The 3,658-nt window shown below is 70.3% G+C and carries 4 protein-coding genes; 3 read left to right on the forward strand and 1 reads right to left on the reverse strand.

Annotation, left to right across the window (positions count from 1 at the left end; all coding sequences use genetic code 11):
* Positions 1-162: 162 nt before the first annotated feature.
* The 3 genes from E1265_RS34910 to E1265_RS34920 are packed head-to-tail and all read left to right on the forward strand — an operon-like array spanning position 163 to position 2,682.
* Positions 163-1,614: an ankyrin repeat domain-containing protein gene (locus E1265_RS34910; protein WP_132934969.1), complete on the forward strand. Its 1,452-nt coding sequence runs from the start codon at positions 163-165 to the stop codon at positions 1,612-1,614.
* Between the two features lie 30 nt (positions 1,615-1,644).
* Complete coding sequence (locus E1265_RS34915; protein ID WP_132934970.1) at positions 1,645-1,953, forward strand: muconolactone Delta-isomerase family protein; 309 nt, start codon at positions 1,645-1,647, stop codon at positions 1,951-1,953.
* Positions 1,954-1,986: 33 nt separating this feature from the next.
* Positions 1,987-2,682: an EthD family reductase gene (locus E1265_RS34920; protein WP_132934971.1), complete on the forward strand. Its 696-nt coding sequence runs from the start codon at positions 1,987-1,989 to the stop codon at positions 2,680-2,682.
* Positions 2,683-2,747: 65 nt separating this feature from the next.
* On the opposite strand, the gene E1265_RS34925 is transcribed toward E1265_RS34920, so the two are convergent.
* Complete coding sequence (locus E1265_RS34925) at positions 2,748-3,401, reverse strand: NAD(P)H-binding protein (RefSeq protein ID WP_132934972.1); 654 nt, start codon at positions 3,399-3,401, stop codon at positions 2,748-2,750.
* Between the last annotated feature and the right edge of the window lie 257 nt (positions 3,402-3,658).

Raw genomic sequence — 3,658 nt, forward strand, 5'->3', positions numbered from 1 at the left:
CCCCGGCGGGGGGCCTCGCGCCTCCGCCGCCAACCGCACTACGTGCAGTTCGGCTAATGCCAGCCGGATCACCGGCATTCCTTTTCAGGCACCGCACCGCACCGCTTCACTCGTATCAGCAGCCTTTTTCCGATCCCAGGAATCCGAGGAATGGAGAATCGCGTGGTCGATGCGGCACGCACACGTGAGATAGTCACCAAACTGTTCGCCGACGTCGCCTCGGGGAATGTGGAGGGAGTCATCTCGGCCCTCTCCCCCAACATCGTCTTCGACCTGCCGAGGACTGACTACAACATCGCCATTCCCAACACCGGCCGGTGGCTCGGACGTGAGGGAGTCATCGAGGCCTTCCGGCTCCGCGGTGAAAGGACCGATGTCACCGCCTTCGAACAGCGCGACATGGTGGTGGAAGGCAACCGGGCCTTCGTCATCAACTTCCAGCGGATCCGGCACAGGACCACCGGCTTCGAGGTCGAGTTCGAGTTCTCCATGGTGCTGACCCTCGGGGACGACGAGCTGGTGCGGCACTGGAAGGCGTTCTTCGACGCCTCCGGCGAGGTCGCCATGTTCCGTTCGGACGTGAACGACCGCCTGCTCGCGGCCGTCGTCGGCGGCGACGCCAGCGCGCTCCCCGCGCTGCTGCGGGAGGGCGCCGACCCCAACCACCGCGACGCCGCCTCAGGCCTGACCGTGTTCCAGACGGCCGCGGGGCGCGGCGACGCCGCCATCGTCAGGCTCCTCCTGGACGCCGGCGGCGACGTCCACGGCACCGATCGCCGGGCCGGGACCACCGCCCTGCACAAGGCGGTCCAGCGCGGCGACCTCGCCACGGTGCGGTTGCTGGTCGAAGCGGGCGCCTTCGTGGACGCGGTGGCGCCCACCACCGGCCACACGCCCCTGATGGACGCCCTCTGGTACAAGTGGCCGGACATCACCGCCTACCTGCTCGACCAGGGCGCGGGACTCGGCCTGCACACCCACTACGGCTTCTCCCTCCAGGAACACTTCGAGTACGAGCTGAACGTCAACACCCGGGGCAAGGAGCGGCTGCTCGAGGCCGAGCGGCTGCTCGACGAGCGGCGCCGCTCGGACGCGGCGGCCGCCGAGGCACAACGCCTGATGGCCGCCGTGACCGCGGGCGACGCGGCCCGGGTGCGTGCCCTGATCGCCTCGGGCGCCGACCTGGAGGCCCGTTACCCCGTGGTCAACGGCTTCAACGACCAGCACACCCCGCTCCTCGTCGCCGCCCGCGACGGCCACGTCCAGATCGTGTCGGCCCTGCTCGCCGCCGGCGCCGACGTCAACGCCACGGAGCCGACGTTCGGCGCCTCCCCACTGCACAAGGCCGTCTACAACGGCCACGCCGAGATCACCAGGCTCCTCGTGCGAAGCCCGGGCGTCGACCTGGACTACCAGGGCGCCACCAACGGCTACACCGCCCTGCACGACGCGCTGTGGCACGGCTACGAGGACTGCGCCCGGGTCCTGCTGAGCGCCGGCGCCCGCACCGACCTGGTGGGCCACGACGGCAGGACGGCCCACGACGTGGCGGTCGACAGCTTCGGCGCCGACCACCCACTCTCCAGGCACCTCGCCACCGAAGGCGCCAGCTGAACCACGGCCTACCGGAAAGGAATTCGCGCCATGCTGTTCTACGTCCAGATGAAGTGGAACCACGAGGGCCGCATCTCGCTCGACGAACTGTGGGAGGTCGAGGCCGAGGAGGCCGAACACGCGCAGGAAACCCTGGACTCCGGATTCTGCGTCGGAATCTGGAAGGTGGCCGCGCAGAAACGCGTCATCGCCATCATCGACTCACCCGACGCCGAGGAACTCGACCGCACCGCGCTCGGCCGACTCCCGATGCGGGAGTACCTGGAATTCGAGGCCGTCTGGCCACTGCGCGACTATCTCGGATTCGCCGAGGACGTGAAGGCGCGCTACCACGTTTGAAGAGAACCCCAACACGTCGATGGAGGACAACGGATGATTCACCAGCTCATCTTCGCCTTCCCGCGGCCGGGAATGAGCGAGGAGGCGTTCCACCAGTACTGGACCGAGGAACACGCCGTCCGCTACGCGAGCAAGATCCCGCAGATCAAGCGCTACTCCGTGGACACCCGCATCCCGCGCAAGGGCGAGACCACCGAGCCGCTGTGGAGCGGGGTGGCCGAGATCTGGCTGGAGAACGACGAGGAACAGCTCGCGTCGCTCCAGACGCCCGAGTTCCTGGAGGGCGCGCGGCTCGACGAGCCCCGGTGGGCCGCGTTCTGGCGCTCCCTGGTGCTGGACACCGAGACCGAGACCGTGGTGCCGGGTGAGCCGGACGACCAGGGCCAGCCCGGCGTCAAGCTGATCGTGCTCGTCAAGCGGCGTGAGGGCATGACGGTGGAGGAGTTCCGCAGCTACAGCCGCGAGCTGCACGCGCCGCTGGTCGCCGGTATCCCGGGGCTCCGACGCTACGACCAGTCCTACACCAGGGACTCCTGGTACAGCGTCAGCGAGCCGCCCTTCGATGCCGCCTACCACCTGTGGTTCGACGACGTCGAGGCCGTGGACGCCGCCGAGGCCGGCCCTGACCAGGCCAAGGTGCTGGCCGACTACGCGAACTTCACCAACCCCCGCTACGTCCACTCGCTGCTGTTCCGGCAGAACTGGATCATCGGCCCGGCCACCCGCTGACCGTGCCGTCCCCCCTCCTGGCCCCGGCCCACGGCGCCCGCGTCGCCGGGGCCAGGACGCTCGCCCTAGTAGCCGACGGTGAAGCGCTCGCCGACGTGCCGCGGGTTCTCGATCTCGTCGACCAGCGCGACGGCGTAGTCCTCGGTGGAGATCCGGCTCTCGCCCTTCTCGTCCACGACGAGGTCCTCCAGCGCGGTACGGAAACTCCCGGTGCGGGTGCCCGGCTCGATGGTGGCGGCCGGGCTGAAGCTGGTCCAGTGGATGGCCTGCTCGGTGGCCCGCAGATAGGCGAGCGCGTCGCCGTGCGCGTGCATGATCTCCAGCACCGACTCGGGCAGCCCAGGCGCGTCCCAGACCTGGCCGCCGTCCGGGGTCCTGAGCGAGCCGGCGCCGCCGACCATGATCAGCCGCGGCGCGCCCTCACCCAGCGCGTGCAGCCCGGCGACCAGGGACTCGGCGGACGGCTCGATCAACGCCCGGTGCCCCGGGCCGTCACCGCCGCCGACCGCACTGACCAGCACGTCCTGGCCGTGCGCCACGGAGCTGACGTCCGCCGGGTCGAGGACGTCGCCGGTGGCGACCGTCAGGTTCTCGTGCTCTCTGCCGACCTTCGACGGATCCCGCACCACGGCGGTCACGACGTGCCCACGATCCAGGGCCTCGCTGACCACCCGATGCCCGATGCTGCCGTTCGCTCCGAAGACCGCGATCCTGGCCATGCGTCCACGCTCCGCTGAGGTTGCCTGCCACCTCAGCGTCTCACCGCCCGCCCGGCTCGGCATCCGCAGGACTTGCCGGCCCGCTTCGCGCGGCGGGTGGCCGACACCTCCGCGAAGCGGAAACCGGCGGGCGGGCGGGGGAAACACCCCGAAACGCCGAGCCGCGCGCACCGCGAAGACCGAGGGCCCCAGAACCCCGCGCGACAGCGCGAGCCCGGCGGCGAAGCCACGTCCACGCGCGAAGCGCGGAACGGGCG

Source organism: Streptomyces sp. 8K308 (assembly GCF_004348315.1).
GTDB lineage: Bacteria > Actinomycetota > Actinomycetes > Streptomycetales > Streptomycetaceae > Streptomyces.

Coding starts and splice junctions, on each gene's coding strand:
- E1265_RS34915 (WP_132934970.1), top strand. CDS start 1,645: ATGCTGTTCTACGTCCAGATGAAGTGGAACCACGAGGGCCGCATCTCG.
- E1265_RS34920 (WP_132934971.1), top strand. CDS start 1,987: ATGATTCACCAGCTCATCTTCGCCTTCCCGCGGCCGGGAATGAGCGAG.
- E1265_RS34925 (WP_132934972.1), bottom strand. CDS start 3,401: ATGGCCAGGATCGCGGTCTTCGGAGCGAACGGCAGCATCGGGCATCGG.